This window comes from Erythrobacter sp. 'gip.4 top 5' (assembly GCF_056495765.1).
On the sequence record NZ_CP200270.1, the window covers coordinates 2,767,200 to 2,790,948 of the forward strand.

At 59.5% G+C, this 23,749-nt stretch carries 20 protein-coding genes and 1 tRNA gene; 11 read left to right on the forward strand and 10 right to left on the reverse strand.

All coding sequences use genetic code 11. The annotated features are described in order from the left end of the window. The first annotated feature begins 45 nt into the window (after positions 1-45). Entirely contained in the window at positions 46-594 is a 549-nt protein-coding gene (locus ACRANW_RS13400) for an energy transducer TonB (protein WP_479432257.1), read from the forward strand. Here the strand turns inward: ACRANW_RS13400 and ACRANW_RS13405 are convergent. Next, the gene (locus ACRANW_RS13405) at positions 523-1,356 is read right to left on the reverse strand and encodes an IS5 family transposase (protein WP_479432258.1); all 834 of its coding nucleotides are present in this window, start codon (positions 1,354-1,356) and stop codon (positions 523-525) included. The genes ACRANW_RS13400 and ACRANW_RS13405 overlap by 72 nt on opposite strands. A 39-nt stretch (positions 1,357-1,395) precedes the next feature. On the opposite strand from ACRANW_RS13405, the gene ACRANW_RS13410 reads away from it, so the two are divergent. Beyond that, positions 1,396-1,605, forward strand: a complete 210-nt coding sequence (locus tag ACRANW_RS13410; RefSeq protein WP_479432259.1) for an energy transducer TonB — start codon at positions 1,396-1,398, stop codon at positions 1,603-1,605. A 464-nt stretch (positions 1,606-2,069) separates the two neighbouring features. On the opposite strand, the gene ACRANW_RS13415 is transcribed toward ACRANW_RS13410, so the two are convergent. Next, positions 2,070-3,436, reverse strand: a protein-coding gene (locus tag ACRANW_RS13415; protein ID WP_479431339.1) for an IS3 family transposase whose coding sequence is annotated in 2 segments (ribosomal slippage) — positions 2,070-3,083 and positions 3,086-3,436 — 1,365 coding nt in all. Because the reading frame shifts where the segments join, the coding sequence is not laid out codon by codon here. Here ACRANW_RS13415 and ACRANW_RS13420 point away from each other — a divergent pair. Then, positions 3,425-4,462: a phospholipase effector Tle1 domain-containing protein gene (locus tag ACRANW_RS13420; protein ID WP_479432260.1), complete on the forward strand. Its 1,038-nt coding sequence runs from the start codon at positions 3,425-3,427 to the stop codon at positions 4,460-4,462. The two genes, ACRANW_RS13415 and ACRANW_RS13420, sit on opposite strands and share 12 nt — an antisense overlap. Before the next feature lie 594 nt (positions 4,463-5,056). Continuing rightward, positions 5,057-6,049 (forward strand): toll/interleukin-1 receptor domain-containing protein, encoded by a 993-nt coding sequence (locus ACRANW_RS13425; protein ID WP_479432261.1) that lies wholly within the window; start codon positions 5,057-5,059, stop codon positions 6,047-6,049. Between the two features lie 364 nt (positions 6,050-6,413). Here ACRANW_RS13425 and ACRANW_RS13430 read toward each other — a convergent pair whose 3' ends face one another. The 5 genes from ACRANW_RS13430 to ACRANW_RS13450 form a co-directional block, all read right to left on the reverse strand. Continuing rightward, positions 6,414-6,968 (reverse strand): toll/interleukin-1 receptor domain-containing protein, encoded by a 555-nt coding sequence (locus ACRANW_RS13430; RefSeq protein ID WP_479432262.1) that lies wholly within the window; start codon positions 6,966-6,968, stop codon positions 6,414-6,416. A gap of 6 nt (positions 6,969-6,974) precedes the next feature. Continuing rightward, entirely contained in the window at positions 6,975-8,429 is a 1,455-nt protein-coding gene (locus tag ACRANW_RS13435; protein WP_479432263.1) for an SIR2 family protein, read from the reverse strand. A 21-nt stretch (positions 8,430-8,450) separates the two neighbouring features. Further along, complete coding sequence (locus tag ACRANW_RS13440) at positions 8,451-8,948, reverse strand: TIR domain-containing protein (protein ID WP_479432264.1); 498 nt, start codon at positions 8,946-8,948, stop codon at positions 8,451-8,453. A 773-nt stretch (positions 8,949-9,721) separates the two neighbouring features. Next, a complete protein-coding gene (locus ACRANW_RS13445; protein WP_479432265.1) occupies positions 9,722-14,398 on the reverse strand; it encodes a DUF3320 domain-containing protein in 4,677 nt (1,558 codons plus the stop codon). Between the two features lie 77 nt (positions 14,399-14,475). Continuing rightward, positions 14,476-15,843 carry a hypothetical protein gene (locus ACRANW_RS13450; protein WP_479432266.1) on the reverse strand — a complete coding sequence of 456 codons (1,368 nt, stop codon included), beginning with the start codon at positions 15,841-15,843 and terminating at the stop codon, positions 14,476-14,478. 481 nt (positions 15,844-16,324) lie between these two features. Between ACRANW_RS13450 and ACRANW_RS13455 the strand changes: the two genes are divergently transcribed. The 3 genes from ACRANW_RS13455 to ACRANW_RS13465 are packed head-to-tail and all read left to right on the forward strand — an operon-like array spanning position 16,325 to position 18,662. Continuing rightward, a complete protein-coding gene (locus tag ACRANW_RS13455; RefSeq protein ID WP_479432267.1) occupies positions 16,325-16,687 on the forward strand; it encodes a DUF3489 domain-containing protein in 363 nt (120 codons plus the stop codon). Further along, positions 16,684-17,094 carry a DUF2924 domain-containing protein gene (locus ACRANW_RS13460; protein ID WP_479432268.1) on the forward strand — a complete coding sequence of 137 codons (411 nt, stop codon included), beginning with the start codon at positions 16,684-16,686 and terminating at the stop codon, positions 17,092-17,094. The genes ACRANW_RS13455 and ACRANW_RS13460 overlap by 4 nt, the downstream gene beginning before the upstream one ends. Next, positions 17,091-18,662, forward strand: coding sequence for a recombinase family protein (locus ACRANW_RS13465; RefSeq protein ID WP_479432269.1), 1,572 nt, complete (start codon positions 17,091-17,093; stop codon positions 18,660-18,662). Before ACRANW_RS13460 ends, ACRANW_RS13465 begins: the two co-directional genes overlap by 4 nt. 375 nt (positions 18,663-19,037) lie before the next feature. Here the strand turns inward: ACRANW_RS13465 and ACRANW_RS13470 are convergent. Further along, positions 19,038-19,127: transfer RNA gene (locus ACRANW_RS13470), tRNA-Ser, on the reverse strand. Between the two features lie 179 nt (positions 19,128-19,306). On the opposite strand from ACRANW_RS13470, the gene hspQ reads away from it, so the two are divergent. After that, positions 19,307-19,687, forward strand: a complete 381-nt coding sequence (gene hspQ / locus ACRANW_RS13475; RefSeq protein WP_479432270.1) for a heat shock protein HspQ — start codon at positions 19,307-19,309, stop codon at positions 19,685-19,687. A gap of 26 nt (positions 19,688-19,713) precedes the next feature. Further along, positions 19,714-20,343: a hypothetical protein gene (locus tag ACRANW_RS13480; protein ID WP_479432271.1), complete on the forward strand. Its 630-nt coding sequence runs from the start codon at positions 19,714-19,716 to the stop codon at positions 20,341-20,343. On the opposite strand, the gene ACRANW_RS13485 is transcribed toward ACRANW_RS13480, so the two are convergent. After that, positions 20,320-21,225: an ABC transporter permease gene (locus tag ACRANW_RS13485; protein ID WP_479432272.1), complete on the reverse strand. Its 906-nt coding sequence runs from the start codon at positions 21,223-21,225 to the stop codon at positions 20,320-20,322. The two genes, ACRANW_RS13480 and ACRANW_RS13485, sit on opposite strands and share 24 nt — an antisense overlap. An 85-nt stretch (positions 21,226-21,310) precedes the next feature. Here ACRANW_RS13485 and ACRANW_RS13490 point away from each other — a divergent pair, with 85 nt between their 5' ends. Beyond that, entirely contained in the window at positions 21,311-22,033 is a 723-nt protein-coding gene (locus tag ACRANW_RS13490; RefSeq protein ID WP_479432273.1) for a GcrA family cell cycle regulator, read from the forward strand. 73 nt (positions 22,034-22,106) lie between these two features. Beyond that, positions 22,107-23,057, forward strand: coding sequence for a DUF481 domain-containing protein (locus ACRANW_RS13495; RefSeq protein ID WP_479433956.1), 951 nt, complete (start codon positions 22,107-22,109; stop codon positions 23,055-23,057). Here ACRANW_RS13495 and ACRANW_RS13500 read toward each other — a convergent pair. Beyond that, positions 23,045-23,725 (reverse strand): spermine/spermidine synthase domain-containing protein, encoded by a 681-nt coding sequence (locus tag ACRANW_RS13500; RefSeq protein ID WP_479432274.1) that lies wholly within the window; start codon positions 23,723-23,725, stop codon positions 23,045-23,047. The two genes, ACRANW_RS13495 and ACRANW_RS13500, sit on opposite strands and share 13 nt — an antisense overlap. Positions 23,726-23,749: the final 24 nt, after the last annotated feature.

Consider the following 23,749-nt stretch of genomic DNA (forward strand, 5'->3'; position numbering starts at 1 on the left):
CATCCTTGGACGAGCTGAAAAACATCACTTGGAATCAAAGCCATCATGATCGAAGCCATTCTCGGCGCTCTTGCCATTGCGGCTGCTGAACCACAGAAAGCTGATCCGAAGAATGATCCTGCAAAGTGGGTTCGGGCACGCGACCTTCCAGCGATAAGCTCAGATGCGGCGGTCACGACTTTCGACCTCACGATCGATGAAAAAGGCAAGCCAGTTGGTTGTGCCATCATCGTTAGCAGCGGACGCGATAATCTCGATCAAGCTGTTTGTAGCGCAGTATCGAAAAGAGCGCGGTTTACACCTGCGTCTGACGAAAACGGCTTGAACGCCTATTCGGTTCGGCGCGACAGGGTAATCTGGATGCCGAACGGGCGCAACGGCAACAGTTCATACGATGCGGCAGACTTGGTTGTAACGTCGCCCGAACTGCAGTCGAATACAGAAATTCTGGTCGATGTTCTATTATTGATGAGTGATGACGGCGATGTATCACAATGTATGAGAGCCCGATTCAAAAGTTTGTCATGCGTAGCAGTATCTTGCGGTTCTGCGTGTGAGCATACGGATGCTGGCGATGTGCGCCCAAGCGGTTGACGAGGCGATGGATGTTTCCCAGTCTTTGGCCAATCGGCGACATCTGCCTAGCCAGGCGAAGGTGCGTTCGACGACCCAGCGGCGGGGCAACAGGACGAAGCCTTTGGCGGTGTCGGACCGCTTGATGATTTCCAGCGTCCAGTCTCCATGCCCCCTGAGGGCGTCCCGAAGCTTGTCGCCAGCATAGCCGCCATCGGCGAACACGTGGCGCAGCCAAGGGAAGCGATATCTGATCGCCTTGAGCACATCGACGGCGCCATCGCGGTCCTGAATATCGGCGGCGTGGACGAGAATGAAGATCAGATAGCCGCAGGTGTCGGTGACGATATGGCGCTTTCGGCCCTTGACCTTCTTGCCTGCGTCATAGCCGCAAACCCCGCCGCTTTCCGTGGTTTTGACGCTCTGGCTGTCGATCACGCCAGCGCTCGGCGAGGCTTCGCGTCCCTCGACCTCGCGCAGGTTCATCACCAGCACCGTGTTGATGCTGGCGAACAATCCGTTGTCACGCCATGCGTAAAAATAGCGCTGCACGGTCGACACCGGCGGGAAACATTTGGGCAGCATCCGCCAAGCACAACCACCCGAGCCGATGTACAGCAGCGCGTTCAACACCTCGCGCATGTCGGTGCTGCGTCGTCGGCCCCCGGTTTTGGCGGGCGGAATGAACGGCGCCGTCAGCGCCCATTCTCGCTCCGTCAAATCGCTTGGATACCGCAACCCATCCCGGCTATGTTCGCAACGGGCAATACCAGTCCATGTCATGTGCCACTCCATCTGCTCGCACAGACGGCTGAATCACATATGGCGGGTATTGCTAAACAACTTTCGGATCGGGCTCTGATAGCCAAGAGCAGCGGCGCCCTAAAGCTTGATGAACTTGCTTGCGAAGCCGCCAAAAATCCTCAATTCGCGTTACCTGTCACCGACGAGACAGGCCAAAAGGTAGCTGGTATTCGCTCGCTTTTTGTGACCTTCGAAGCGGGCCCCGCCCTGCGCGTCCAGATTCGATAAATCTACCTTTCGATTGCCGACAGCTATCCACCCAGCTGCAGTCATGAGCGTGATCAATGCGCGATCCCGAAAGCTGCATGGCGGCTTTCGGCAAAATCAGACATTGCCGTTGATGCTCGGAAATGACTGGGTCTGGTCGGGTGCTGCTGTCACTAAGGTGAGGACTGTAATGCAGCTGTCTACCTCACGCCGTCCGGAACGAGCGGCCCATTTGCTGAATGTCTGAAGCTGATAAAGCTGCCGGTCGACAATGCGCCCTAAGCCACGCCAACAGACCCCCGTCGGCCGCTCCGAGAAATCAAATCTGTAATGCCGCAAACCGTTCAATTGTCGCGCGCGAAGCAAATGACACCAGAGTTTCTGCAGGCCTGTCGCGCAGGCACTGGGCCATGTCCGTCGTCAGAACATTTGGCGCAATGTGCGGCGTAGATTAGCGGAGTGCGGGCCTCGTCTGGGGTTTGGTTTTAGGCGGCGAGCTTGCGGTGTTGCAAGCGCCGATGTTCGATGGTCTGTCGCTTGATCCTTTCGCGCTGTTTGATGATGGCCGGTGCCCTGCCGAAGTAGACGTCGGCGGGCGTCACGTTGCACAGCGCTTCATGGTAGCGCTGGTGGTTGTAGTGCTCGACGAACGTCTCGATCTGGGTCTCAAGGTCGCCGGGCAGGAAGTAGTTTTCCAGCAGGATGCGGTTTTTGAGGGTCTGGTGCCAGCGCTCGATCTTACCCTGGGTCTGCGGATGCATCGGAGCGCCGCGCACATGGCTCATCTTGTTGGCCTCGATGTATTCCGCCAGTTCGCCCGCGATGTAGCTGGGGCCGTTATCGCTGAGCAGTCTGGGCTTGTGCAGCACCGTTGCACTGTCGCATCCTGATGCGGCGAGCGCCATGTCCAGCGTGTCGGTCACATCCTCTGCCCGCATGTTGGTGCACAACTTCCAGGCGATGATGTAGCGCGAGAAGTCGTCGAGGACGGTCGATAGATACATCCAGCCCCACCCGATAATCTTGAAGTAGGTAAAATCGGTTTGCCACATCTCGTTCGGGCGGGTGGTCTTGGTGTGGAACTGATCGGCAGCCTTGATCACGACGTAGGCCGGGCTCGTGATCAGATCATGGGCCTTCAGCAGGCGGTAAACCGTGGCTTCGGACACAAAGTATTGGCGTTCATCGGTAAATCGCACGGCCAGCTCGCGCGGTGACAGCTCGGACTGCTCCAGCGCCATTTCGATGATCTGGTCCTGCACCTCGGGCGCGATGCGGTTCCACACCCGGCTCGGCGCTGACGGTCGATCCGCGAGCGCCTCCAGGCCACCATCGAGGTAGCGGTCATACCAGCGGTAGAACGTCCGACGGGCAATGCCGAGCTTATCCAGCGTCCGCTTGGCGGGCAGGTGCGACTGCTCGACGATCCTGATGATCTCCAGCTTTTCAGAAGCAGGATACCTCATTCGTCGTCGCCCCCATCCGCGATCATGCTTTTTTTAAGCAGGCGGTTCTCGAGCGTCAGGTCAGCTACGCATTCCTTCAAGGCGCGGGCTTCGCGGCGCAGATCCTGCACCTCGCCGGTGGTCGCGGCACGGGCGGTGTCGCCGGCCAACCGGCGCTTGCCGGCTTCCATGAACTCCTTCGACCAAGTGTAATACAGGCTCTGAGCGATGCCTTCCTTGCGGCACAGCTCGGCAATGCTGTCTTCGCCGCGCAGGCCGTCCAGCACGATGCGGATCTTGTCTTCGGCCGAGAAGTGTCGGCGGGTTGCACGCCGGATGTCCTTCACCACTCGCTCAGCAGGGGCCTTCTTGGGAGGGGATTTTTTCAAGGAGGATTGGGTCTTCATCTTCGTTCCTTCGTCACTACGACGAAGCCCCAACCCTCCTTAAATCACAACCTCAAATCTGTGCCATTGGTGCTGATGGGGGACAACCGTATTATCCTGATTGGCTTTTCTCGCGGTGCATACACGGTGCGTGCACTCGCAAACATGATGAACTTGTGCGGGGTGCCGACCCAGATGCCGGACGGATCGCCCATGCCGCGATACGGCCCCGCGCTTCGTGCTGTCGCCACCGAAGCGGTCAAGTCCGTGTATGGCCACGGTACAGGCAAGCCGCGGGCTGAGCAGCCATACCTTATGCAGCGAGAGGAAAAGGGCGGGCGGTTCCGAGTTGCTTATGGCTGCACAGCGGACGACGGGTCGGACAACCAGCGAGGCAATGTTGAGCCACATTTTGTCGGTGTTTTCGACACTGTCGCTGCGCTTCAGAATATTGCAGCAAAGTGGCTCGTCCGCGGGACATTCGCTCTTGCTGCACTTTTGCTTCTGACCAGTGTCTTCCTCGATTGGCATTGGGTTCCGAAGTTGATCTTCGGAGTGCTTACAGGGGTTTCTCTCTTGGCGTATGCGCGCACGGTAAAGGACCAGATCCGATATTTTGAGCCAATTCCGGATGCTCCGCTCAAGTGGTGGAATCCCTTCGACTGGACCAACATCTGGCGCAACACGCATCGAGCATATTGGCGCAAAGAGTACTACGACAGGTGGTTATCACCGAAGGTCGGATTTGCGCGCCACGCGCTGTCTATTGACGAGAACCGAGTCGATTTTCCCCGCGTAGAGTGGGCTACTCGGGCCGCGGTGATAGAGAACAAGGGGAAAGAGCCCAAATGGCTTGATCAGATCTGGTTCGCTGGCTGCCATAGTGATGTTGGCGGCAGTTACCCTGAAGATGAGTCTAGGCTGAGCGATATAGCGCTTGATTGGATGATCGGAGAGCTGAAGGCCTGCGTACCTTGGATAGGGATAAGAGAAAAACTACTTGTCACTTCACCCGATCCACTAGGGCTGCAGCATGACGAAGTTTAGATGACCAACCGGTGGTACTTCCGTAAGGCTTGGAAACGCCATCCTCGCCTTGTCGAGGCGGACTTTAATCTTCATCCAAGTGTAATCAAACGGCTTGAGGCGTCCGCAGTGCCCGGCCCAGATCGTTCGCGAGCCTATCGTCCACCTCAACTTGCCGACCACCCACAAGCAACTAAGTATTTCTGTGGGTAGCTTCGAGTGCTTGTGACCGAAGCTAGGCCGCTCTTTCACGATAGGTCCGGCCCAGCAAGAGACCCATCGCAGTCATTTAATCTGATAAATTGAGTCGGCAGATCTGGACCCAAACCCGGTCGTTCACGGTCAGAGCAATGATCGCCTGCTTCCGCCGAAGGCCGCCCGGCGGCTTTCGGGACCCAGCATCGACCCCGCTGAGGACTGCAACTGGGTGGTTTGCGGAACGGTGGCATTTGCGCGACGAACAAAAAAGCGGACATGTTTGCGATGACGAGATATTGGCTTTGAAGCGCTGACATAGCGCGCGAGGCCGAGAACGAATAGTCGTCCACGGTTTGGCCCCGACAACGGTCACTCAATGGCTTGCAGGAATCGCTAGCTGTTCACTAACATCGTCGCATGGCACATGTTTTCATCTCCTTCGTCTCAGAAGATACCAAGCTAGCTCATTGGATTGCCTTACAGTTAAGGTCAAACGGTCTCGATCCTTGGTTCTCAGAGGATGCCGGGAGAATTCTCCCTGGGCAGAATTGGAGAGATGCACTTAGGAAGGCAATCGAGGACGGTGGATACTACGTTCCAATCTTTACCGATCAGTGGATCAAACGTCAGCGTAGTGTTGCAAACGAAGAACTGATGTTCGCAGCTGAAGAGGCAAGGCTCAGACCATCAGGGCAGCCATGGATCGTCCCATTGTTGGTCCATAAAGTGCAATTGCCGTCAGTAGACCTTGGTGGTGGCAGGCGATTGAGTGATATTCACTATTCCGACATTTCGAAGTTGGGATGGAAGCGTGGCGTAACTAGTCTTTTGACAGCTCTTGGTGTTGCAGGCCCAGTGCTTGAGAGAGGCGATCCGTTATCTGAGGGGTTCGGTTCATCGGCAAAGATTATTGGCGGTTTCGTAACCTATCGCAACTTAAGCGTTCCTATTCCAGAGCTTGAGGGCACAAGCTTTACCGTTACGGGTGGTTCCGTTCAGCGGGGAGAGGAAGGCGAAATGATCGCTCAGTTCAGCCTGAGAGCGCCCTTCGAGGGGTTGCAACAACTTAATGAGCAAATGGGATTGGATAGAATCGATGTAAGGTCAATAGACCAAGTTATCTCCAGAGACCCAGCAAGGCCTAGCCGGTTCAAATTTGTAGATGAAAAAGACGAGCGCCCGCCGGGTTCTAAGTTTTGGAAAATGGGGGCATCTGAGTTGCCCAGATCAACCGTAAGCCATCAACAAATCTCAGGTTACGATGCTTACGGGCATCTTAATTCACACGATCAAATGGAGGGCACTTTCTCTGGTTTTGTAGAAACTGTCTCACAACTTGGTCGTATACGTGTGACATTTGATGGTGAGTTTATGCTCCAACTAAAGGATAGTTTGGTCCCGCCCGTCTAGAGCAGCAAGATCATACTTTAAGTAAGCCATGGTGGCCTCCTTGACCGGAATGGCTTTGAAAGTGCCTACTTTAGTGAGCTATGGCACCGAACGGCTCCGTCTTGAAAAGGGTCACTTGCAGAATGGCAGGATTTTTCCAGAAGCGAGGCAAAGCCGCCGTTCGCAGCGTGAACTGGGCACGGTCAGCTGCCGACCCACAGCCAGTCATTTGGATCATAGACTGCGAACGTCTGCTTTTGACAGAGGCTGCCGATGAAACGCGCCGCATCGGACCGCCAGAAGGGCCCCGTAATTTCGGCTATTCAGCTTGGCCTAGATTAATCCCGTGATCTGCCGTTCGCTCGCCGCCTGAGCTGAACGACGCCTAGTAGCCCTTGAGCCACTTGCTTAGTTCAGAGGCGGTATTCTTCCTTTCGTCGATCACCATCCAGACTTCTTTCTGGTAGTTTTCGAGCTTTCCCCAGACGATGCGGTCGTAGAGACCAAGATACTCCCATGATGCCCATGCCTGGTTGTAGCTGGAGTCGGATGCTGGAAAGAGCGCGATCTTCGAAGCGCCCTTCACGCCATCAGCGATGCCTAGCTCCCACGGCACCCATTTACTTTCCTTGCTGTTCTCGCTGGCGAGGAGGACAAACCGGCTCGTATCGCGAATCCTAGTCTTCAGAAGCGCGGCCGTCTTTTCGCTCGTGTAGGGAGGCATTTCCGGATCGATCTCGTCGACATAGACCTTTGCGCCGTGGTTTTCGAGAATTCGGATCGCACCCGCTACCAGATCATCGTCCTTGCTTGAATGAGAGAGAAAGGTGGAGCCTTCGAGCGATCTCGAAGCAGCGGCCTTCCTGACCCTCGCCGTTTCGACAGCTCCCAAATCGGTCGCGACGCTGCGCAGCGCATCGCGAGTAATGTATTGTGCCATCTAGTTTCAGGCCCGCCTGTCGATGCGCGTGAGAATGTCGGTGATTAGCTTCACAATCTCCTCGGTCGTAATGTCGGCCCGCGCGAACTCCTTCAGTTCATCGTCCGTCGGCCGCATGGCGTTGTACCCGGACGTATCTATGGAGGAGCCAATCAGGCTGTCCGAGATCTGCGCCGCCGCACCACCGGTTGAGCCGACCGGAATGACAAAGCACTTAGCTGCCTTGGCGGCTTCGAACTCGTCGAGGACCCCACCCGCAACAATCTGCGAGCCGGTGGTCGAGTCGATCTTCATGCCGCCGACGAAGATCACGACGCCGGCGATCCTGGCCAGTTCGGCTCGTAGGGCAGCCCACTGCGCCCTGTCAGGCGCCTCTCCGGGTATCGGCTGGGGAAATGGACGGGCAATGAGACGCCGCTCGAGATCCCATCCGCCACTCAACCGCAGCGCGTCTAGGAAACCGGCGATGGAGGCGGATCCGACGACAAGTCCCGCGCCACTGACGAGGTCGCGACCGCGGCCACCCACAAGCTGGCCGATGGCCTGCGCGATGTTGTAGACTCTCGCGATTTCGCCACCGGCCTCGGGCGGCCAGCTACCGCTCACCCAAACCCGCCGCGCTGCCACACGGCGTTCGACCTGCCGCAGAAGCTCCGGCACTTCTGCATAGTCGTCGATCTCGACAACGACGAGGCCGTAGCGCTTCAGATCTCGGCTCCACAGCTTGTGCTGGGTGCTACGCGCCTCGAACTCGGTCTCCGTCTTGAAGTCCTCTCGCTGCGGGGGACGGACGATGGCGAAGTGTTCTGGCGGTGCCGACGTGAAGCTCTCGCGAATCAGCGAGAGCACGTGCTTGATGTTCGGATCCGTGAAGCTAATCCCAAGGAACAGCATCGACATACTCGACAGGTGCGCCTGAAGCAGAGGTAAGAAAGCGCCGCGCTTTGATCGGTAAAGTTCGTAGTCGTCCGTAGAAATGACGACATCGTCCAGCCGCTCAACTGACCCGTGCATCTTGAACAGCCGGGTCGCACCGGCGGTCGCGCGAAGGGCGAGGTCGGCGGCCCCGGAGACCGTGTCTATCGGCCGGTTGATGCCGCCGAAGGCGCGTTCGACCAGCCTGTCGTAGTTGGTGGTCCATATGAACTTGATCGGCAGGCGGGCGATGATTTCTAGCGTCTCGGGAACGGCGTGCTCGACGCCGATCTGCTCCTTAATGACGTTCCTGACCTGCGTCGCGGAACCGTTCTCCTGGATGCTCCACTGGGCGAGCGCGGCCAGATCATGAAGTTCGCCAGACTTCACTCCGAGCTCCTCGCCAACCTCCGTCAAAAGCGACGCCCATGACGGGTAGCCAGCTCCCATGGAAACGCCGGCGCCAATGAACACGGCGCCGCCCCCGCCAATGAGTGCCTCGGGGTAGTCCTTCAGGAACCGCTTCGTCGTCGCAGGGACCACCATCTCGCCGCCTTTCTTACACCATCAGTTACGACCACGGATGGCGATCGCGTCTTCGATCCATTTCTCGATGCCATTCGAGATCGAAGCGTAAACGGCCTTGCTGTCACTGCCCGTGGGAGTGATCAGCGGCACCACTGACGAGAGCTTGCGGGTGGTGCCTCCGATGGTGATCGAATCGAACGGGTTGGCCCCCGCGGCTGAGGTCTGGCCGTTGCGATCAAGCAGCCTGTCAATCCGGATGCCGAGAACACCCCTCCTGTCGTCCCACGCCTTGATTATTTCATGAATGACCCAAGGGCGGCTCGCGGTCTGGGATCCGACCAATACGACGACACAGCTCTTGCCGTGCATGTTGTCGGCGATCCATTTCTCGATGGAGGCCTTTCCCTTGCGCTTCACTTCTTCCCAGGCGTTGGGAGTGCACAGCGGTTGCCCCTCGAGCGCTCCCATGTTTCTCACCTGCTGCGTCCGCCAGTAATCCTTGTCGAAATGGAAGCTGAAAAAAACACGACGCGCCACTTTATTTCCCCCTATGTTAGCCATGCATAAATCTGGTTCGCAAAACAAGGATTGCAAGCGTAATAATTGGGAATCTCAGGGTGATAGATGTGGCATGGGTTGCCGCCGTCTTCCATTGGATTGGAAACGACACCGGTCTCCCATACATTCTTTGTCAGCAGAGGTCGGCAAGCCGGGCTTACGAACCGATGACGATCGATCCGCTCCATTTCCCGTATGGCTGCGAGATCTTCCGAGCAATGGTCAGGCCTATCAGGTTCGTCCAGAAAATGCAGACCGGGGGAAGTGACCCGCTTGAGCCTTTGAATCTTAGCGATTGCGATTCCGTTGCGAACTGATGTCCTCTTTGCAAATTGCATCACTGGATAGCTGCCAGCCTGAAACCCGCCCAGTTTTTTGTGGTCCTACTATGCCGCTCGGGCGAAGGTTGTAGGACGGCTGCTGGTAAGAGCTGCCGCTCGATATGCCGCAAGCGAACGTCGGAAATTTCCTACGATCTTCCGGCAGTTGCCGACCAGATTTGGTTTTTGCAGAGTCAGCAACGGGGCAAATGCTTTTTACCGATTTCGCCATTCGTGAGCGTAGCACCCCGTACCTGTTGAAGACCACGATTTGAACGTGGCCGACGTTCAGGATTTAGCCATCGGAGCGGCCAATCTGCCTTTCGTCCAAATCGATTCTCCACCACCATCGCTGGAATGCCGCTCAGCTCGGCCTCAGTAATTGTCGGATTTCTCTTCCCGAACCGAATTCGACAAAGCCGGTCGATGCGATCAAAGCGCCTCAGATAGTCGGGACTGCAAGTCGGCACCAACGCGGCGGAATCCAAGCAGCCGAGCGGCGCTCCGGACTAGATCTGCATCATCGCCGCCAGCGTTATCCTCGCGCGCGAGGGACATTGCGGATTTGATCTCGAGCATGGAGATGTTCGCTGCCTTAAGCGTAGCTCCGCTTTCGAATGAGCGGTCACGCACCGGTGGCGCATCCGCCTGATCCCTTGTGAACCAGAAGGTCCCGTCCGACAGCAGCTGGCTGTCGTGCGACTGCGCGCGGGTCAGCGCAGCTCGTGTCGCCGTCACGATGCGCGATCCCGCCTTCTCCTTACCGAAGCACGATGCGATGCGCCGCGCGGCCTCCTCGACGTGAATCGGGCCTTCAGCCTCGACGATCCGTTTGACGAGATCGGCCAAGACAACCGTGCTGACCTCGTGGGGCTCCTGCGCGCTGTTAACCGGGAAAACGGCTCGCTGGTAGGCCGGCATTTTGCGTTCAACAATGTCGGGAATGGCGATCACAGGAATGGGACCGTCAGCCCCCTGCGCAACAGGCCGGGACTTGTTGGCCCCATCGACCCTGATTCCCGCCTCGGCCGCATCCTTTGCTGCGACTAGTTCCAGACGTAGCCGCTCGATCTCGGCCCTGCGGTTGTAGAACCAATCGGTGCTCCAGATGCGATGGAATCTCCAGCCAAGGTGTTCAAGCACGTCCTGGCGAAGGCGATCCCGCTCTCGGGCCCACAGCGCGCTGTGATAGGCGGCGCCATCGCATTCGACCGCCAGCACGTAAGTCCCCGGCCGGTCTGGATGGCGCACGCCGATGTCGATGCGGAACCCGGCCGAACCGACCTGGGGATCTGCAAGGAAGCCGAAGCTGCGGATCACGTCGGCCACATCCTCCTCGAACGGCGTGTCGGCGCCGAGTCCTGTCGGCGAGGGCTCGTCGAGCCGGCCCGTCTTCGCGTATTCGAGGAAACGCTTGAGTATCCGGGGTCCATCGCCCGCGGTTCTGCTGATATCGATGTCGCCGGGATCAAAAGAGGCGAACACCTCGCAGCGGATCCGCGCGCGGGTGAAGAGCACGTTGAGACGACGCTCCCCGCCCTCGCCGTTTACCGGACCGAACGACATGCTCGTGAGCCTGCCGCCCGCGACGGCTGGGCCGTAGCCGACGCTGATGAGGATGACGTCGCGCTCGTCGCCCTGAACGTTCTCAATGTTCTTAACGAAGATGTCTTCGGACTGTCCCTCGCGCATGAAGGCGTCGAGAACGGTGTCGCTGCGACGGCCTAGCTCGAGCAATTCAGTGATCAGGTTTCGCTGGGCAAACGAGAACGTCACGATCCCGAGTGACAGGCTCGGGTGCTTGCGTGCGTGCTCGGCGACGCGCGCGACGATGGCCTCGCCCTCCTTGCGGTTGTCGCGCTTGCCGCCTTTGTCGTAGACGCCTGTGACCTGCGTGAAACACAAGCCGAACTCCGGATCGGCCTGAAGCGGCGATGGCGGCAGAATCAGGCCGTCTTCATAGAACTCGCGGTTCGAGACCTTGATCAGCGAAGGATCACGCGATCGGTAGTGCCACTCCAGCATCCGCGAGCCGAGGCCGCGCGCCTCGCACAGCGTGAGCACGCTTTCCATCGCGGCCACCTTCGCGGCACCCGCCAGCAGTTCGGGCTCGTCCTCGTCGGCATCGTCGTTGGCCGCCAACCTGTCAAAGAAAGAGGACGGTGGCAGCTGCTTCTGGTCGCCCACCACGACGATCTGATTGGCGCGAGCGATCGCACCTAGGGCGTCTTCGGGACGCACTTGGCTGGCCTCGTCGATGACAAGCAGGTCGAACGACAATGCGCTCGGCGGCAGGTATTGGGCGACCGAGATCGGGCTCATGAGAAGTACCGGCTTGATACGTTGGATCGCGGTGCCGGCCCGCTCGAACAGGCGACGGATTGCGAGATGACGAGTTTTCTTGCCGATTTCGCTACGGATGACGCCCATCTCGCCCTGTGCCCCCTGCGGGATCTGGGCGAGATGGCCTGCGAGGATGTCGGTGACGTTGTCCTTCAGGCGTTTGCGCTCAAGGTGGCCGAACGTGGAGACGAGTTGGTGGCGCTTCTCCATCGGCAACTCGCGTAGTACGGGAGACTGGTCGAGCGCATGGCGCCATAGTCCCTCGGCGCGGGCGAACCGCATTTCGATGACGGCAGCCGAACCATCGACGGCGCCAGTGCGCATGCGTTCCCCGAGTTCCGATAGACCGGCAGCGGCTATCCGGCCATTCATCCGTGCCAGCTGCACCCAGCCCGCGTAGCGGTCGGTCGCCACCGCCATATTCCCGATGCGGCGCACGAGGGCGCATGCATCGGCCTGCTCGAACCGCTCGACGCCAACGGTGGCCGGATCGAGGTCGAGGAAGTCGATTGTGGCGGTGAGCGTCGAACGGGCGGCGGTTGCCGCCTCAACCAGTCGGCGAAGCATTAGCGTCGCCTGTCCCGAGGCGGCCAGTTCACTCGCGGCCACGGGCGCCACCTTGAGCGCCGCACTGCTGAGCCTGTCACACCAGCCCGCAATGGAGATCAGCAAGGGGAAGTCACTACGGTCGCCGCGCCAAGCATCGCCAAGGATGTGCTCACCATAAGCTTGATCACTTTCCCAAATGGCCCGTTTGCTCCCGACCTCACCCAGTGCGTCGACTAACGCCACCCTGTCCGCCGCGGGCTTCGGCAGCGGAGCGCGAACCAGGCCCGCGAGTTCTCGCGACGCTCCGCGGTAGGCCCCGCCGAGCCTAGAGAAGAACGAGTTGCAGCCGGCTACGAGCGGGCCTCGCAGTCCTGCTACGGGGTGGGCGAAGGCTGCGTCGATGAAATTGGGCGCCTGCGCCTCAAATTCGATGCGCCAGTCCGATCCGGCTTGGAGAAGTTCGCGGAGTCGGGCCGGATCCGAAGCGACGAGCATGGATACTGCGGTGGGGCCGGCACCATGCGGAAGGCCCTCTAGCCTCGACAGCAGGTCGACCAGCGAATCTGCGATTTCAAGGGTGATGGGCTGGGACAGTCCAAGAGCCGCGAGCGGTTGCTCAGCGGCGGCGGCCAGCTCTTCGAGCGCTAACTTGGCAATGGTCAGCACCGAGGCGAGGCGGGCCAGCTCGACAGGCTGGAGATCGAGATTCCTCACACCCTCGAACGGGTGCGGCGTATCGACGCCCTCGGCGGCCAGCAGTTCGCCATAGCGCTCGATCGTGTCGATCAGCGCAGTTTCCTCGATCCGCGTCAGCTTGAGAAGAGGACCGGCATCCATCGCTGGTGGGGCTGCGTCCATGCCGATGTAGCGGACCTGTCGGCCGAGGACCGAGAACGCGGTCTCGCCTGTCGATCCGATCGGCTCGTGCAGGGCTTGCGCGATGCCGTTCAGGCGGTCACGCACGCTCGTGAGGGAATGCGGTGCATCGGGCATCTCAGGGACCGCTGCGGCCTGCGAGATCGTTCGCGCTAGTTCGGCGAGGACGATCTTCTTGTTGGCCGTACGCGAGTGGAGTTCGAGGCAGACGTCGCGCAAGCCGACCTTCACCAAGCGGTCGTGAACGACGGATAGTGCTGCCATCTTCTCGGCGACGAACAGCACGCGCTTCCCATCCTTCGCTGCAGCCGCGATGATGTTCGTGATCGTTTGACTTTTCCCGGTCCCTGGGGGGCCCTGCACGACAAGATTGCGGCCAGACCGCACTTCCTCGATCACCTTCGCCTGCGATGCGTCCGCGTCAACGACGTGGAAAATCCGCTCGGGTGGGAGCAAGTCGTCAAGTCGGTCTTCGAGACCGAAAAGGGGCTTCTCGTTGGCGAAGCCCTCGTAGAGAAGGCCACGCGTGAGCGGATGGTCGGCCAGTGCCTCGTCGGGCCAAGATTCGACATCAAGGTCGCGGTACATCAGGAGCTTGCTGAAGCTAAAGAAGCCAAGCTGGATCGCATCGCGGTTGACGCGCCAGCGATCGCGGGTGGCGATGACGGCCTCGACGCGCTCGAAGTAGCTCGAGGGCTTCCATTCCTCTTCGGTGTCGATCTCGGGCAGGTTGATGCCGAAGTCTTCCTTGAGCCGCTGCAGCAGCGGAAGGTTGGTCAGGACCTCTTCGTCGCGCGCGCGGATGTCGTATGTCGATGTCCTGGGGTTGCGCACGAGCTCGACGGGCAGGAGCACCAGTGGGGCTTCGCGTTCGATCCCTGAGTTTCGGTCCTCGAACCAAGTCAGAAAGCCGAGCGCGAGGTAGAGGATGTTCACGCCGCTCTCTTCCTCGGCGGTCTGCGCCTCGCGAGCGATCTTAAGCAGCTTCTTCTGGAGTGAGTCGGGTCCCAAACGCGTCTCTAGTTGGAGGTCAGTATAGCGGTCGTCATTCGGCTCGCCTACCATTGTCGCAAGTTGCACATCGTCGTCGTCCGACTTGTCTTGGCCGATCGCGAGGAAGCGCATCACTTTTGAACCGCCAAGGATGGCATGGACATCGTCGGACCGCTCGTTAACGACGTTGATCGTGTTTCCACGGGTGTTGGCCCGATTCACATGGACAAGGCGGTTCCTCGTTCCCGTCTCGACGAGGCGGCGACGGGTTTCGTCAAAGAGCCTCGCTACCTCGCCGCGCCGCTGCTGCGAAGGCGCCGATCCTTTGTTATCCATTGTCGTCATCATCAACCCCGAGTCCGCCCGACCGGCGATATCTTCCGATACTTATCGCGCCATACGACGCACCCATGCCGACTAGACCATCAACCGGCGCGCTCAAGCGCCTCGCGTTCGGCTTCGTCACGAAGGGCCTCGGTGCCAACGGAAGCGGGTTCGAGCTTTCCCTCGGCAATCTTTGCCGGCTTCGGCTGCCATGCCGTCAGCCGCCCGCCTACGCTGGCGTGAAAATGGCTTGCCGACTTGACCAGCTCGGCGACGATGATCTTGCGCTGGCCGAACTTCGCGCCGAGCTCGCGTACTAACAGGACCTCGAAGGACGAGACAACTATGCCCGACCGCTCGTCGTTCGCGATCTCGGGATTGTCAGCCAGAGTGGCCAGCGGATACTGCGTGGCCTTGGCCCGACCAGGCCAGAACAACCTGACGTGCAAGTCCTTTGGCTCTGCGCCCGCGAGCTGCTTCAGCAGCCAGCTCACCCTAGCTTTGGTGGACTTCCGATCGCCCGGTGCGCGAAGGCGCATCGAGACGCTCACCCCACGCTTCCTGAAGTCGGCGCAGACCCGCATCGGGGCGGCGGCGTTGGGTACGACGATGTCAGCGGTAAGCGAGGCGTCTGCAGTTAGGGCGGCAGAAGCCTTTTTGAGGCGCTCATTCGGGTCGGTAGCTTCGGCCCGCCCCATCACGATCTGCACGTGGTCGTTTACCTGCCGACTCATGACCGTGGTGAGACGGTCGAGCAGCTGGTGCCACGAACCGACCACGTCCTGACACTGCTGACTCTTGGCGTTGATCACGCCACCCGCCGCGACGTTCTCGCACAGTTCCGACCATGCCGCCGGCATCTGATCGAACTCCTTCACTCCGGAGCTGGGATGAAGGAGGAACCGCCGCAGTTCCGAAAGCAATATCAACTGCTCGCGGTCATCGACCTCGCCAAGTTCCTGCATCAGGTGCGCTTGGGTGATCACGTTCCCCCACGACCAGTGGAACAGCGCGACCTTGCGGGTTAACACGGGGCTGACGGTCAACGGATGATGCGTGGGAAGCGGCGTGAACTGGTTCGACAGCGTGATCACCGCATCGATGCCGTTCAGCTTCGCGAGATTAAGGTATCCCTCGATCTGGGCGTTCGATAGTTCAGCGGCGCCGACCTTCGCCTCGACGAGGGCTGTCCAGGTGGATTTGCCAGTGTTGACTACGATCAGGCCGTCCGGACGGTGCTTTGCATCGCCGACGCTCTTCCCGAGGACGACTTCAGTGAAGGTGTCGATGCGTCCGCGGGTGCCAATCTTCTGCCCAAGCCCGCTCAGCAGCGCGCGGCCAAAGCCGCCGACGCTCTCGAGACAAGCGAGGAAGATAGAAAGGGTCCGTCCTTCCTTCGACGTGTCCGCCAAGACCGGGAAAAGCCGTGCAGGTTCTCCCGATTTAACGAAGTCCGGTAGTTGCCCCATGAATTCCCCCTTGTATCAAAAGGTAAAATTGCATGGAGGCGCCTTTTAATCAATAGGACATTCGATCGGTCTTGTGGGGACGTTTAAAATGATCGGGTACTGACCTCAAAATAAGGCTTACCCAGTATTAATCGAAGCCCATTTCCCCTACTTCGAGCATGGCCGCTTCTAGCCGAACATGGTGTGCCTAGAAGCAGTAGCGATTGGAAGTTTTGTCCCAGACGCAGCCATTCATACAGATTAGGAGACTCAGCCCTTTGAGCAACTGGAATGCGGGTAGCAATGGCCGAAAAGTGGGTACCGGATTCTCTAGCCCGGTTCGTCGAACTCCACGTTTTCCATTCGACTTCGCGTTGGAACGAAGCATTGGTGTTCGGACAAGCCGCCGACGGTAGTCGCCAGCTGCTGCCCCGAACGGCCGGCCGTCGGGGCTTGTGGTGGTAGAGCGGCACGGAGCCGCCTGTCTTACAGGAAACCACCCATGACCCAGACTACAAAGCCAAAGCGCGTCCGCGAGATCCCTTCCAAACAAGGCAAGCCGGATCTTGAGATGAACGAAGCCTCGGCCGGTGCCGAAGGTGTTTCGTCAGCACCGGTTACTGCACTGGCGCCGACAGCCGAACTGGCTTCCAATCCGCAGACCAAGTCCGCACGCGTTATAGCGCTGCTGCAACGCGAGCACGGGGCATCCCTCGACGAGATGATCGAGGCCACCGCCTGGCTGCCACATACCACCCGCGCAGCAATGACCGGCCTCAAGCGCAAAGGTCACACCATCACCAGTGTCAAGGCGGACGGCGTCCGACGCTATCACGCTGCGCCATCGGCCGGACCGGCGAAGTGAGCCGCTTGGCTCTGCAAAAGCAGGTCGAAGAGATCGGTTCGATGGACCTCGATGATTTGCGCCAGTTCTGGAAGGAACGCTACAGCGATCCTTGCGCGTTGCGCTCTGTGCCGACCCTGAGAATGATGCTTGCCTGGAGGATCCAAGCTGAAGCGATGGGCGGCCTCGATGCTGACACGCGCAAGGCCTTGGCCCGTACCGGCACCATCGAAGTTGAAGGCCGTCACCTCGGTGTCGGGGCACGGTTGTCGCGAACCTGGAAGGGCAGGCCGGTTGAGGTCGTAGTGGAAGAGGAAGGGTTCCGCTGGGAGGGCAGGTTGTTTCCGAGCCTTTCAGCTGCGGCCACCGCTATCGCTGGGAGCAAATGGAACGGACCGCGGTTCTTTGGTCTGCGGGATGTCGCATGAGCCGTAAGGTCATTCGCTGCGCGATCTACACCCGTAAAAGCTCGGATGAAGGCCTCGACCAGTCGTTCAATAGTTTGGATGCGCAGCGCGAGGCTGGCGAGGCCTATGTGAAGAGCCAAGCCCATGAGGGATGGAAGTGTCTTCCTGCCCTGTATGATGACGGCGGGTTCTCGGGCGGCACAATGGAGCGCCCTGCCCTCAAACGCTTGCTGGCAGACGTCGATGCCGGGCTGATCGATGTAGTCGTGGTATACAAGATCGACCGACTGACCCGTGCCCTGACCGACTTCGCGCGCATCGTTGAACGCTTCGATGCCCGGGAGGTTAGCTTTGTCAGCGTCACCCAATCGTTTAACACAACCAGCAGCATGGGGCGTCTGACGCTCAACGTGCTGCTGTCATTTGCCCAGTTCGAGCGCGAGGTTACCGGAGAACGCATCCGCGACAAAATTGCCGCCTCCAAGGCCAAAGGCATGTGGATGGGCGGGCAGGTGCCGATAGGTTATGATCTGCCTGCCTCTGGCACACGCATCCTGCAGGTCAACGATGCTGAAGCAGCTACAGTTCGCCACATCTTTACGCGCTATCTCGAACTCGGCTCGGTGCATGCGCTGCAGAGTGAGCTTAACGCGCAAGGGTTCGTATCTAAGCTGAGGGTCACTGGTTCAGGCCGGACCTCTGGCGGTCTTCCCTTCAGCCGAGGAGCGTTGTTCCACCTGCTGCGCAACCAGATTTATGTCGGCCGAATTCCGCATAAGGACATCGTGCACGATGGCGTTCATACAGCGATTATCGATTTGGTGCTGTTCGATGCGGTCCAACAGCGACTGAGCTCACAAGCTCGCAGGCACAGAGCCTCTGGCGAGCAGCGTATTGCCAAGGCTTCGCTGACCGGGCGGTTGTTTGATGTGATGGACGAGCCAATGACGCCGACCTTTTCACGTGGACGCAGCGGACAGCTCTATCGTTACTACGTGTCGGCCTCGCTCCAACAAGGTGGCAAGACTGAGGATCGGGTCATGCGGCTGCCTGCGACAGCATTCGAAAAGTTAATCGGCGAGGCGGTTGCAAGATGGATGCCCCATGCCAGCGGCCCGCTTGACCTGCCACTTGCAATTCGGCTGCGTGAACATGAGATCCTGATCGATCTTCCAGCCGAGTGGGCTTGCGACGTTGCCTCTCGCTTGAGCGACGGCGAACGGATGGTCCACTCCAGCAAGCAAATATTTCGCCTCTCCATTCCTATGACGATGCCGATGCGTGGTGGCAGAAAGAGCATCGCGCTCGGCTCGCGAACATCCAAACCAGATCGCTCGTTGATCAAGGCGCTTCGCGCCGCGCATGCCATGATTGAGCTGCATCGCGGGCTCCCCTTCATCGAGGCATCGCCGCGTTCCCACTATAAGCGAACTACACTCCAATTCGCCTTCCTCGCACCCGACATCCAAAGCGACATTGTTGCCGGCCGGCAGCCACCGAAGCTCACTCTCGAAGAGCTTCGCCATGCCCAGATTCCACTGTGCTGGCATCGCCAACGCGAAGTCTTGGGCTGGCCTGCGCGTCGCTGAATTATTTACGGATTTACGCTGCCACGTGTGATGGCAATCCCTGCCGCAGCTCTAAAATTCCCTGCCAGAATCTACAGGGAATTCGACCTCGAAATCACCGCTAAACCCCGCTTAACTTTGCGTTTCTGATTTCGCCATATCTCCCGAAATAGCCACATCCGGCTCGTTTCTTTCAAAATTCCCTGCTGATACCCTGCACGGCAGGGAAACCGCACCGAGCACAAATGGGGCGGAGACTGGCGGCGCAAAGCGCGCCAGATCGGGGCGGAGATCGTGGGTTTATCGAAGGAGAGTGACCGATTGCCGCCCGCAAGCCGCGGGTTTGCGCGGGTCTAGCGCACCTCCTGCGGTCGGAAGACTAGTGCTGGGGGTTCGTGGCGGAGAGGGTGGGATTCGAACCCACGTTACCGTCGCCGGTAAACCGCATTTCGAGTGCGGCGCATTCGACCACTCTGCCACCTCTCCACGAGGCCTGTCACACTCTATAAAACCGCTTGGTCGACGCGGCCGTTGACAAGAAGCGCGCCCGTTAGCCCAAGGTGTGCGCGTTGCCAAGGCCTGTCGGTGCACAAATTGGGGGCATATCTCTGCCACAGCTCGGTACCCAAGCTTGTTTTGCGCGGATAATCGCCCATATTAACGGTATGGAACGCGCAGAGTTTTTCTCCAGCCAAGCGGGGCGCACGATCATTGCGCCGCGCCAGACCCGCGCCCGCTTCGGCATTGGTGATGTGGTTCGCCATCGCCTGTTCGCCTTTCGCGGCGTCGTGTTCGATGTCGATCCGGTTTTTGCCAATTCGGAAGAATGGTATCAATCGATCCCCGAGGATATCCGTCCCGAGCGCGATCAGCCCTTTTATCATCTGCTCGCCGAAAATGATGATTCGTCGTATGTCGCCTATGTAAGCCAGGGCAATCTGATCGGCGACGCCGATGGTGGTCCGATCGATCACCCGACGGTGCGTCAGCTGTTCGAAGGCTTCAAGGACGGCCGCTACCGGATGAGAGCCTCGCTCACACATTGACAACATTTTTGCGATAGACAATTGCCATGTCAAACGAGGCAGACCCTCAACGCGATACGCCCGCCATGGCCCGTCTGCACTTGGCTCTGGAGCGCGAACTGGCGTCCGACGAGACGATTCTTTGGCATGGATGGCAGTCGGGCCGATTGGAACCGATGGCCTTCGGGCTCTATTTTTTCGCCATTCCCTGGACTGCTTTTTCGGTGATGTGGACGGCAATCGCTTTCGGGGCCATGGCCCAATCGGGCGATGATGGACCAGGCTGGATTGGGTGGGCCTTCCCGCTTTTCGGACTACCTTTCGTGGGCATCGGGATGGCAATGCTCGCGCGCCCGTTTGTGCCTTGGTTTCAGCACGGCCGCGTGCTTTACGTGATCACCACGCAACGCGCGCTCAAATTGGCAATGGGCCGCGAATTGATCGTGAAGGCTGCGCCTGCTGAACGGATCGGTCTGACGCAGCGTTTCGAAAAGCGCGATGGATCAGGCAGACTGCAAGTGGCGATCAAGGTCGGCAAAGACAGCGACGGTGATCACAAAACCGAATATTTCGAAATCGGCCTGGTGGCAGACATCATGGGCGCGCAGACGGCTATAAACCTTATGGCGCACAACCGCCCCCGGCCCCGAGGTTCAGCTTTTGAGTTTCCAGCCTGAGCGCAGCAGCGCGTACACACCCGCAGCCAGCGCCGCGTTGAGCACCAGCAGACCCCCCGCCGCCGCGACCAGCGTGGCATCAGGCCCGATGTCACTCGCTCCCAGAAAGCCGTACCGGAAGCCTGAGATCACATAGAAAAACGGGTTCAATCGGCTCACCCACTGGAAGGCCGGATCAAGGTTATCGATCACATAAAAGGTGCCTGACAGTAACGAAAGCGGCGCAATAATGAAGTTCGTAACAGCGGCGTTGTGATCAAACTTTTCGGCCCAGATCGAGGTGGCCAGCCCGATGATCGCCAAGAGCAGCGATCCCATCAGTCCGAACCAGACTACGGCCCAAGCGTGCGTCATCGCAAGCGAAACACCCGGCCACAACGTCACGGCCAGCGCCACCGCGAAGCCAACCAAAATCGCCCGCGTCATCGCCGCGGCAATAATGCCGGCCATCAACTCGCCAGAGGACAGCGGCGGCATCAACAGATCGATGATTGTCCCCTGCATCTTTCCCGAGAGCAACGAGAAGCTGGAATTGGCAAAGGCGTTTTGCATCATCGCCATCACGATAAGGCCCGGCGCAACGAAGTTGGCGAAGGGCACACCCAGTACTTCGCGGCCTTCGCGACCCAATGCGACCGTGAAAATCACAAGAAACAGCAGTGTCGTGAACGCCGGAGCCCAAATCGTCTGCGTCTGGACCTTGAGAAACCGGCGCACCTCCTTCATATAGAGGCCTAACAGTCCCACGCGATTGATCCCGGTAATGACCGGGACGCCGCGCGGAGCAAACCGGATGCTCCCTCCGGTCTTGTCATCAGCCGTCAATTCAGTCACGGGAGCAGCGTCGTGCAACGGGTTTGTTGAAGGTGCGCGGTCGGCCATGGCTAAGGCGCCTAGGCCGCACGAGGCGCTCTGACAAGCATCAGCGCCACGTGGCACGCGCCGGACACAGGAACAGGTAGATTTTATGGGCTGGACGGACGAGCGCATCGCAACGCTCAAAAGAATGTGGGAAGGCGGCTCCACCGCAAGCGAAATCGCAACGGAGCTTGGCGGGGTCAGCCGCAATGCTGTGATCGGCAAGGCACACCGTCTTGGATTGAAGGCGCGCCCTTCTCCGGTGAAGGCCAATGACAAGAAAAAGGCGGCCGCGCCCGTCAAGAAGCCTGCTGCCGCACCTGCACCGCGCGCCGCCGAGCCGCGCGCCGAACCTGTCCAGCGCAGTTTGCCGAACGCGCCAGCCGAACGTTCTGCGCCGCGCCCAGCCACGCCCGCAGCGCGCACCGCGCCCGAGACGGATGATGCCGTCAAAGCTAACCCTTCGCAGCCGGTCCCCGGACCGTCTTCGGATCTGCCTAAGATTGTATCGGTCGGCCCCGGCGGCTTCCTGCGTCAGGGTCCAGGCGACCAGCAGGCGCCAATTCCGCCCGCTCCGCCCCGCCGTCTGGTTCCTGCCAAGCCCAGCCCCGAGATTGCGGGAAAAACGTCACTGCTCGATCTATCGGAAAAGGTGTGCCGCTGGCCGATGGGTCACCCTGGTGAGGCCGATTTCCACTTCTGCGGCGTGGCTGTGAACCCGGGCTTTCCCTATTGCGTCGAACATTGCGGCCGGGCCTATCAGGCCCAGCTTCCGCGCGGCGTGCGCCGTCCGCCCCCACCGCTGCCCTTTGGTGGTCCGCGGGTACGGTAACGCCTCACGTGTTTTACCCCTTATCCCGCCCTGCCCGCTGCGGCTGAGGCGGGACCATGGGAGCGTTGAAGTGATGGTCAGGTCCGCATCAGCGATGGTTGCGCTGGTAACCCTTGCGGTATCGAACGTGGCCCACGCCGAGTTACCTGAGCCCGTCCGCGCAATGATCGATGCGGCGATTGCCACAGGCGATGAAGCCAAGATCCGTGCGGTTATTGAAGTCGCTAGCACGACAAACCCCTCTGATCAGGACGAGATTGACGCCATCGTCGCGGATTTCGAGGCCGGCGTCACCGCCCGCAAAGCGGCCGAAGCGGAGGAGAAAGAGCGGCAGATCCGCTCCGCCGGCGTGCTCGACATATGGTCCGGCAGCGGTGAATTTGGCGCTTTCCGGGCGACCGGTAATTCCAGCAATACCGGTGTCACCGCAGGCCTTTTGCTCGACCGTCAGGGCATCGATTGGCGCCACCGGCTGACAGGCCGCGTCGATTACCAACGTGCCAACGGCGTCACCACGCGCGAGCAATATCTTGCGCGTTACGAGCCCAATGTGAACATCTCAGACGATTTCTACGTCTACGCACTGGCGCAATACGAACGGGACCGGTTTCAGGGCTTTTCTGGACGCTATGCCGTGTCGGGCGGCATTGGCTATCAGGCCCTTACAGGCGATAATGTCCAGCTTTCGGTCAAGGCGGGGCCTGCCTACCGCGTGACAGAATTCGTCGATGGACGAACCGAAAGTCGTATCGCAGGTCTGATCGGGCTCGACTTTGACTGGACGATCACGGAACGGCTGAAGCTGACCCAAGACACCAATGCGGTCGCCGAAACTGGCGGCTCAGCGATTGCCATCATCGATTCGCGCAACACCACGCTTGATTTCATCACAGGCCTTGATGCCAGCATCAACAGCAGCCTGACTGCGCGATTTTCCTACGCGATTGAATATGACAGCAACCCGGCGCCCGGCGCAGTTCAGACCGACACGCTAAGCCGCGTGACGTTAATCTACGGCTTCTGAGCAAACCAGATGATGTGATGCGCGCCTTTGTTGTTAGGGCGTGAACGGACGTTCCATTCCGTCACAGTCAGTCCGGTGTCATACAATCGCTTGCGAAACGCCGCGTCAGGTCCGGCGGACCATACTGCGAGGATGCCGCCGGACCGTAACGCGTCGCGCGCCTTGGCCAAGCCTGTACGCGAATAAATCCGGTTGTTGGCATCGCGCACGATCCCGTCGGGCCCATTGTCGACATCCAGCAAGATCGCATCGAACTTGGCACAGGTGCCATCGTTGGCGTCATCAATCAGCGCGGCAACATCGCAAATCTTGAGATCAAGGCGCGGATCAGACAGGCCTTCCCCAGTAAGCTGCGCCATCGGACCCTGCGCCCAATCCAGGATCGTCTCGGATATCTCGGCCACGACAATCTGCGCCTTTCCGCCAAGCCGGGCGGCCGCCGCGCGGTAGGTGAAGCCCATGCCGTAACCACCGATCAGGATGCGCGGATCGGACTTACCCAGCCGCTCGATGGTCAGCTCAGCCAGTTGCTCCTCCGAAAACCGCATCCGGGTGCTCATCAGTTCATTGCGGCCCAGCACGATCATGAAGTGACCGGCGTGTTCGTAAAGCTCAAGGCAAACCCCGTCTTCAATCTGTGTGCTGTCGATCAATTCGCGTTTGAGCATCGCTTGGCGCCTCTTGTGTCAGCA

What these genes read in the sequence shown, in the direction of transcription:
- ACRANW_RS13400 (WP_479432257.1), top strand. Translation starts at nt 46, where the DNA reads ATGATCGAAGCCATTCTCGGCGCTCTTGCCATTGCGGCTGCTGAACCA.
- ACRANW_RS13405 (WP_479432258.1), bottom strand. Translation starts at nt 1,356, where the DNA reads ATGACATGGACTGGTATTGCCCGTTGCGAACATAGCCGGGATGGGTTG.
- ACRANW_RS13410 (WP_479432259.1), top strand. Translation starts at nt 1,396, where the DNA reads ATGGCGGGTATTGCTAAACAACTTTCGGATCGGGCTCTGATAGCCAAG.
- ACRANW_RS13425 (WP_479432261.1), top strand. Translation starts at nt 5,057, where the DNA reads ATGGCACATGTTTTCATCTCCTTCGTCTCAGAAGATACCAAGCTAGCT.
- ACRANW_RS13430 (WP_479432262.1), bottom strand. Translation starts at nt 6,968, where the DNA reads ATGGCACAATACATTACTCGCGATGCGCTGCGCAGCGTCGCGACCGAT.
- ACRANW_RS13435 (WP_479432263.1), bottom strand. Translation starts at nt 8,429, where the DNA reads ATGGTGGTCCCTGCGACGACGAAGCGGTTCCTGAAGGACTACCCCGAG.
- ACRANW_RS13445 (WP_479432265.1), bottom strand. Translation starts at nt 14,398, where the DNA reads ATGATGACGACAATGGATAACAAAGGATCGGCGCCTTCGCAGCAGCGG.
- ACRANW_RS13450 (WP_479432266.1), bottom strand. Translation starts at nt 15,843, where the DNA reads ATGGGGCAACTACCGGACTTCGTTAAATCGGGAGAACCTGCACGGCTT.
- ACRANW_RS13455 (WP_479432267.1), top strand. Translation starts at nt 16,325, where the DNA reads ATGACCCAGACTACAAAGCCAAAGCGCGTCCGCGAGATCCCTTCCAAA.
- ACRANW_RS13465 (WP_479432269.1), top strand. Translation starts at nt 17,091, where the DNA reads ATGAGCCGTAAGGTCATTCGCTGCGCGATCTACACCCGTAAAAGCTCG.
- hspQ (WP_479432270.1), top strand. Translation starts at nt 19,307, where the DNA reads ATGGAACGCGCAGAGTTTTTCTCCAGCCAAGCGGGGCGCACGATCATT.
- ACRANW_RS13480 (WP_479432271.1), top strand. Translation starts at nt 19,714, where the DNA reads ATGTCAAACGAGGCAGACCCTCAACGCGATACGCCCGCCATGGCCCGT.
- ACRANW_RS13485 (WP_479432272.1), bottom strand. Translation starts at nt 21,225, where the DNA reads ATGGCCGACCGCGCACCTTCAACAAACCCGTTGCACGACGCTGCTCCC.
- ACRANW_RS13490 (WP_479432273.1), top strand. Translation starts at nt 21,311, where the DNA reads ATGGGCTGGACGGACGAGCGCATCGCAACGCTCAAAAGAATGTGGGAA.
- ACRANW_RS13495 (WP_479433956.1), top strand. Translation starts at nt 22,107, where the DNA reads ATGGTCAGGTCCGCATCAGCGATGGTTGCGCTGGTAACCCTTGCGGTA.
- ACRANW_RS13500 (WP_479432274.1), bottom strand. Translation starts at nt 23,725, where the DNA reads ATGCTCAAACGCGAATTGATCGACAGCACACAGATTGAAGACGGGGTT.